4 protein-coding genes are annotated in these 8,361 nt (G+C 41.5%); all 4 read left to right on the plus strand.

What is annotated here, in order from left to right:
• A partial coding sequence (locus VIN08_RS06380) for an OmpH family outer membrane protein (RefSeq protein WP_331961926.1) occupies positions 1–304 on the plus strand: 304 nt, incomplete at its 5' end.
• 19 nt (positions 305–323) lie between these two features.
• Positions 324–932, plus strand: coding sequence for a hypothetical protein (locus VIN08_RS06385; protein ID WP_331961929.1), 609 nt, complete (start codon positions 324–326; stop codon positions 930–932).
• Positions 933–967: 35 nt separating this feature from the next.
• On the plus strand, positions 968–6,586 hold the full coding sequence (locus VIN08_RS06390) for a hypothetical protein (RefSeq protein ID WP_331961932.1): 5,619 nt from the start codon (positions 968–970) through the stop codon (positions 6,584–6,586).
• A gap of 35 nt (positions 6,587–6,621) precedes the next feature.
• Positions 6,622–8,361, plus strand: a 1,740-nt coding sequence (locus VIN08_RS06395; protein WP_331961935.1) for a hypothetical protein, incomplete at its 3' end; no start/stop codon positions are given.

Consider the following 8,361-nt stretch of genomic DNA (forward strand, 5'->3'; position numbering starts at 1 on the left):
TCAACAGCAAATTTTCAAATACGAGAAGGAGAGTAAGTCCATGACGGCAAAGGAACGCCAGCTCAGTCAGGAACTTATTCGCAGCAAGCAAAAGCAATTTGCCGACTACCAGCAGGCGATGAATACGCAGGCGCAGCAGGAGGATGCCAAGATGACGCAGGAAGTGGTGACGCAAATCAATGCCTACCTGAAAAAATATGGCGAAGCCAAAGGCTATAAAATTATACTGGCTGCTACACAGTATGGAAATCTCGCTTACGCGGATGAAGGGCTTGATATAACCGATGAGTGTTGGAAGGGTTGAACAAAGAATATAGCGGCAAGTGATACGCGGTGTTAGCTTTATATCAGCATTTTTATACCTGTTCATAGCAGGTTGCACTTCCCGAAATCTTTCGGGTGAAGACCTTACGGCATTTGCAGCCGATGAATCTCATGGCTTGCATAAATCCGTTGCGGCAGCAAATAACGTTACAATAGACGTTACATATCGCCCTACTGATCTGTTGGTATATCAGGAAGTTGGAAAAAGTAAAACTACCCCTCAGCAGATTGACTCGCTTCGCAAGAAATATAGCCAATACCTGTACTTTATCCTGAGTCTTTCGGCGAATAACAAAGAAGCGCTTCATCAAACGGGCGGTGAACAATATGGCGATCTGGTACAGACGCTTTCATTTCGCATGAATAATTATGTAACACTGACCACATCAGTCAACGATTCGATACCGGTAGGTGATTTTATGTTGAATCGAACGTACGGTATGAGCAGAAGCACAGATTTACTTTTTGTCTTTAATAAAGAGAAAGCAAATGGCAAGGACTGGGTTCAGTTTAACCTGAATGAATTTGGATTAGGTATAGGCAATCAGCGACTTCGTTTTGAAATGGATGACCTTGAAGATATACCCAAAGTGACTTTTGAGAACTAACGCATTACTATAAAGAATTTCTACTCTAACCTGATATGATACGCAATCGAATTCTGCTGAAAAGCATTGCAGTGTTTCTTATTCTTGAAACCGTCTTCAACACCGTGGCACCGACTATTTCATGGGCACTGACTTCGGGGCCAATGGCCCCAGAAATCACTTCATTTGCTCCAATTGATTCTAGCCAGATGGTTAATAAACTTACCGGTGATCTCAATTATCAAATGCCTTTATTAGAAGTGAGTTCGCCTGAGGGGGCTTATCCTGTAAATCTATCTTACAAATCCGGGATTAAGCTTAACCAAGAATCATCCTTTTGTGGCTTGGGGTATTTAATAAATGTCGGATCAATCAACCGAATAGTCAATGGATTTGCAGATGACTATAATGGAGCAAGCTATTCTGTAAGAGATCAATGGGAGGGCGGAAATGCTTATAGCGAGGGAGCCGGACTAGATTTAGGTTCGTTTGGATTGTGGTTTGAAGGAAATTGGTCTACGCATTCCCCGGGCAAGGAGATTGATTTTAACGTAAAGGCTTTTGGCGTTGGCTTTGATAGTAAGACACAGGGTATCAGTTTCACTATGTCATATCAGGATGAAACTGACGAAAAAGGTAATACTTCGATAGGTATAGTATCGCCTTATCAAACGAACTTGTCCTACAATTATGGTGGTGGTTTAGGTACTGCAGAAAATAACGCAATGCAGGCCTTTAACAACAATACCAATCACGTTCAATCTAAAGTCGTAAGCAGTAAAAACTATTTTGTTTATAAATATGAGAAGCGTAGATATTGGATTGATGAAACTGATGATTCCAAGTTATATGGGCCACTGCAAGGACAGTATCTGCCAGCAACTATTTCAGACGATATAGCATTCGATAGATTTGTATCGGGTGAATTTGTATCTAATCCTGCTTTTGAATCGAATCCGCTTGTGATACGGGAGAACAATGAATTTCTAGCTGGGCCAAGTTTCCCATCATTCGATATATATAGTGTTACGGCGCAAGGCATTGGAGGCAATATGCAGCCGGTCATTTTAGACAACGCAACTACATTCGATCGAAAGAAACTTAATTTAAAATACAGAGGATTAACTTTTGATATTGGGTATGATAAGCCTACCCGCACCAGGCATAGGCCACAATTTCGTTTTAAGAACGACTTTTCTAATAGCTATAAAGTAAGTAACGTAACTGATTTTACGCTGACAAATACGGGAGCATCTATTGACCTCCAGACCAAATACCTAGGATATGATCAAAATATAGTTGACCCCACAGGATTCAATACTTCATCCCTTGAACTTGCTGGATCTAGTAAAATAAGGTATTTCGAGAACCAGGAAATATTGGACGGAACAGCGAAGAATCAAGGTTTCATAAAGTACGTTCGTGATAGAACATCGTCAACTTATGTGTCCTACGATAAGTCATATGCTATAACGAATCAAGTTGGAGGTTTCTCAGTAACTAGTCCGGAGGGTGTAACCTATCATTATGGCCTCCCTGTATACACCTATGAAAATGCACAGAAATTTCAAAAGTTTGATAAGGCTGGCAAGCTATCCACTAGAGTTGTAAAAAGCGAGCAACCTTATGCTTACACGTGGCTACTGACCTCAATCACCGGTGCAGATTTTATTGATAAAAATAATAATGGAATTGCTGATGAGGGTGACTGGGGTTACTGGATGAACTTTGCCTATGGCAAATCCGGAACTTATAAATATAGGATGCCTGCAGAAGATAATAGTTATATAGTATCTAGCGATGGCTCCCAATCCTTTTCGTATGGGAAAAGAGAAAATTATTATCTGGATGCCATATATTCCCGAACACAGACTTGCTTTTTCGTCAAAGACATTCGAGTAGATGCAAAAGGTGTGTTAGATGGCGAAACAGGTGGATTTGGCGTTACGACTTCAACGGTCTCAGCACCTTCACTTAAACTAAATGAGATCATATTAATCGATAACAAAAATTTCATTTCTCCCGGGAACACGATATTAGATCAGATAAACATTATTTCGAATGAATACTCCACTGACAAGGCTTATGGTGATTGTTCCATTTTCAACGCGGGTATAATTACCAAAGCAGACGCCGATCTTTTCTTTCCAGCTGTTAATGATTATATACTACGAAAGATTGTATTTGACTATGATTATAGTCTCTGTCCAGGCACAACGAATAGCTTTGATATAGATTATAACTCAATGACTACAAGTAATGTCTTACAAGGGAAACTCACTTTGAAGAGAGTAGCTTTTCTCGGTAAACAAGGAGCTTCATTATTACCCGCCTATAATTTTGACTATGAAGGTGAGCGGGCATTTGTGGGCGGGGATATTTTAAATTCCACTGGGAAGGATGCGTCAATTCGCATTTCTGATACCGATCTACTGGACAAAGGAGATATTATTCAATTTACGGCCAATGGTGGACAACATTATGGATTGATAACCGGTATTGATGGAGAAAGTAAAACTATTTCGGTGCGATTGCTTTATGGCCCAGACTTGCCAGCAGGATACCACCAGAACAGTATAACGGTAAGCACTACAAGCAATCCTCCTTATAACAGTGATTTATATGATTGGTGGGGGTATTATAAACCTGACTACTTTAAAGACCCTAGCACTGTAAGTGAAAACGACCTATATAGAATGACAAGTGAGTTGTCTTCTAAGGCAGTCGATTCATGGTCGCTTAGATCTATTACCACGTCGTTGGGAGAAATTTTGTCATTCGACTATTCATCGAAAGATTATGACGATGTAGGTGTAGGAAGCAAAGTTATCTTGAATATTTCAAATAATACTGGCGCTTTCTTCGATAACAACCTTACCACTGAATATAAACTCCAAGAACATGACAATAACTATAATGGCGGCCATATCAAATATTTGAATTTGTATTTAGTAGAGCGTGATTTATTAAGTGCCGTTAAAGATCAGTTATCTGTAGGTAGTTTTATAGACATACTATCTTATACTGAGCAGATTTCATCTACTGGAAATCAGTTGAATACCGTTACAATTGGGCAGGGAACATTCACTGTGCCCTTAAAGGGAAAAGTTAAGATTGAGTCGATTGGTAGTGACTATATTAAGATTAGTGATCCCAACCATGTTCTGTTAGACTATCAGGATGCTAATGGCCAAGCTAAATTCCATAGACATTTCCTGTCGTTTCTTATTCTCCCAGACATAAAAGCGTACGGCGATGGGATAAAAATCAATTCTATTACTCTAAAAACCAATACTGGCGTTGAGCGAGAATCAACTTACACTTTCAATAAAGGCATAACTGTATCAGAGCCTTCAAAATATAGCAATCTATGCACGGATGTATATGCTTACACATGGGATATGATGCCTCATGACTATAATATGGCCATGTACGAAAGAGAGTACCAGCGATTATTTTCTCCTCTTAGAAACGTGTCGGGTGAAATCCCAGCTCCTGGTGTGGTTTACGGATCATGCACAACAAATAATTATGTAGGGGGAACAAAACTAGATCAATATACGACTTATGAATTTAAAACATTTGATCCTACCTTAATCCAGGGTTCCGAAACTGACGAAGAATATTATTATTCGAGTATAAAAGTAACCGGTGGATCACATGAATCACGAACGCTACGAATAAAGGATTTTACAAGCCAGATCGGAAATATACTGAGTGTTAAGACCTACGACTCGAAATCAAATGGACTGATTAATCAAGTAAGTTATGATTATATAAGTGAGTATGAGCAATATCGGAATCAAGGTGTTTTAGATCAGGTGTTCAATGAACATCGAATAATCCATCCCCATTCGAGTGGTGTAGATATACATTTAGGAACTGTGAGCATTATCTCCAGTTATCCATCGGTTTTGAAGTCTATTACTTCCTATGATGCAAAACGTTTAATTACAAATAAAACGATTCAAACTGGCTTTGACTTCTTTTCAGGTACGCCGATTGTTACTCAAACAAACGATGAACACGGTAATCAATATATTACCGAAAGAACGCAGGCCTATGGTAAGTATCCGAAGATGGGGCTTGCTTTAAACGGAGGCAGGAACATGCTTACCCAAGAAGCCGCCGCTTATACGTATAAAATTGATCCTTCCCAGAACAATAAAAAGCTTGGCCTTGTGTCAGCCTCAGTTCAAACCTGGAGTGATCAAATCCTCGCACTTGAGCAAGGAAAGCAAAAGTCAGAAGCATCAGCTCAAACGGGTATATGGCGTAAAGCTGATAACTTTGTATTTATAGGTTCAGAAAGCATACCAACTCCCATTGATGGATTGTATCCTGCAGCAAATGTTACCCCGTTTACTTCTTGGAATGTCAATGATCAAATTTCTGACGGATGGCAGAAAATCGGAGGGACTACGCTCTATGATGTTAACTCTCACTCACTTGAAGCACGAGATGTTAATGGCAATTTTGCTGCTACGCGGATGTCTCCTGATCAAACACGCGTTATAGCAACTGCACTGAATGCACGTTACAGCGAATTTGCTTACTCAGGCGCTGAAGACAGGGTTGCCAATGGCGTCTATGGAAGTGATGTATATCAGAATGGAACACCTGCAACGATAATGGCCCACACAGGAAGTATATCACTGCTGGCAGCAGCCAATACACGAGGTTTTACCTACCACATGGAAACTCCCCGGCAAAATAAGTATCGTGTTAGCGTATGGTCATCACAGCCTGCGGCATCAATCAAGTATAAACTTGATTCAAACACAGAATCAATTGCGTCGGTCAACAACATAGGAAAAGCGGGTAACTGGTATTTGCTGGAAGCCGATGTAGCAGTAACAGCAACAAACGCTTCAAAGCTGGAGTTGTGGTGCGAGGCCGGTGCGAACACTACATACTTTGACGACTTCCGCGTGAGACCGATTGATGGTGCCATGACCAGCTATGTGTATAACCCATGGGGCGAAGTATCGCATATACTCGATAACAATAACCTTTACACAGAGTATCGGTATGATGCTATGGGACGCCTCACCTCTACGTACAAAGAGAGCTTTAAGGCAGCGTACGGTAATCAGGGTATAGTTAAAACAGGTATTGTAGAGTATAACTACGGAGCAAATAATCCATATATACTAACGATCAATACATCAAGCACAGGCACCCGAGGGTATATATATCCTTCCGGAAATGTATCCATTGCACAGGGCAAGGACCTTCGCTTTGAGCTGCGCGATAAATGTCAGAGTAATACATTGGCTGCCGTGTGGATTGATGGTAAAAAGATCGATGTCTATAAATCTTCTGTAACGCTTGCCGATGGAACGACCGTATCCATCCAGAGTGCAGGCAAAGTCATAACATTTAAGAATGTTCAGACAGCACATACATTGAAAGCAGATTTTGCTTCAAACTCAGTCGCAGGTGTAGTGGTTTGTAATGGATATACTGATGGTAATGGCAATACCTGTTTCGATGGCGGGTATCGATATGCGTATTATGATCTGTGCGGCAACCAGGGCAGTTGGATGACAGCGAACAAGAAATCGGAGATACCGTATGACCTCCGGTCGCTGGCTGTTGACAACTGTTGTCAATATAACAATGGCCTGGTATCAGGCTGTAATTGTAAACCAGGAAGCACAGGTATAGAGTAAGGATATTATAACGCACACAGATTTAAAGAACTATTATGAAGCGTTTCTATATAGCATTATATTTTATTGGACTCATTGTAAACAACAACCTTAGTTTTGGCCAAACGTCCCCTTGTAGTATTTCGCATTCAGGCGGAAACTGCCTGGGGCAGCCCATTACATTTTATAAAAACTGTCCGGATAATTATGACAATCACAGTTGGGTGATCGATGGTACGCCCATTGGAAGCGGACCGAGTAAAACGTATACATTTAATACAACCGGTAGCCACACCGTCAAGTTGGGCTCCTGGTGTAGTACATGTCAAAATACCAAACCGGTATATACGCAAACGACTATATTTATCGAGGCCGTCCCCAGACCGTCTATTACGGCCAGTACAACTCAGTTATGTGAATCAGGAAGTGTGACGCTTTCGGTAGATCCGAGCTACACCAATTCCGGATATGATTTTCTGTGGCGTTCAGTTCCGACTGGCTTCACTGGTTCAGGTACTTCCGTTACGTTTAATAACGTGTCTGTTACGACGACATTCTACCTGACTATTGCAGGAGAAGCCTGTACAAATGAAAATCAGATAACAGTCAATGTTTCTAAAACGAGCCTTCAGCCAGCGTTGGGCACAGCTTCATTTTATCACAGGCAAACATTAACGACAGGCAGCGGTGTACTGGCAGGTCATTATTGGGAACAAAGCAGTACAGGCAAGGATGTAAATAATCCCGTAAACGGCAATTATATAGTATACGAATCCGGCGATTACTACACCCGCTATTATTCTGCCGCTACAAATTGCTGGGCAAACCCGCTTGGGCCTGTGCATGTTAACATTAACTATGCACCACCGCTGGCGAATGCCGGACAAATATTAAAGCCGGGTTACAATGAGGTATATTTCGCAAACGATGAAAAAGACTATATCTTTTCGTATGCGGATTACTATTGGGTAAATAACGCCAGCGATAATCCATCGATCATCCGCCCTTATTGTGTAAATGGTATTGTTACCGGCAGCAAGCTTTATAAGAACGGAACGTATTACCTGAAAGGCCGCGACCGCGGTACCGGCATCTGGGGGCCTACGCAAACTATATCAGCCACACTGCGTGGCGATGAAAGCCTAAACTGGATACATACACGGGCTTACGATGGTACTACAGAAGCGATCAATAGTCAATCAACTGATAAAGTAGTAAGTGAATCCAAAGCATACTTTGGCGATGATGGCAGGAATCTGCAAAGCCAGACTAAAAGCCTTTCTACAGGCAAAGTTATGACAAGTCAGGTACTGCGTGACCAATATGACCGCGTTGTAGGAAATACTTTACCAGCACCGATTACATCAACCGATTTTTCTTATAACAGTGCATTTGTATTAGCTCCCTCGGGCGATGTTTATGATCACAAAGACTTCGATGATGCGTCTATAGAATCAGGCAATACATTGTATACCCCCTTAGAGGTAAGCGATGCAGAAGAAGGAACAGTGGGCTGGTATTACAGTGACAATAACACACTCGAAAGCAATGTTCCCAAGACCAAATACCCCTATAGTCGTGTTGATTTCTATAATGACGGAACCGGCGAAGCAAGACGCTCATCAGGTGTGGGTGAAGTCCTGCGGTTCGGAACCGGCCATGAGTCATTGAGTGGAACATTCCCGGTATACCAGGAGCTTCAGGATTACCTGAGCAAGCGGACTATTGTACTGCCCGGTATAACACAGGACGGTGTTTTATTCAATGAAGGTGTACAGACAGTAGCGCGTGATCAG

The sequence above is a fragment of the Ohtaekwangia sp. genome (assembly GCF_036568665.1).
In the GTDB taxonomy this organism is placed as follows: Bacteria; Bacteroidota; Bacteroidia; order Cytophagales; family Cyclobacteriaceae; genus Ohtaekwangia.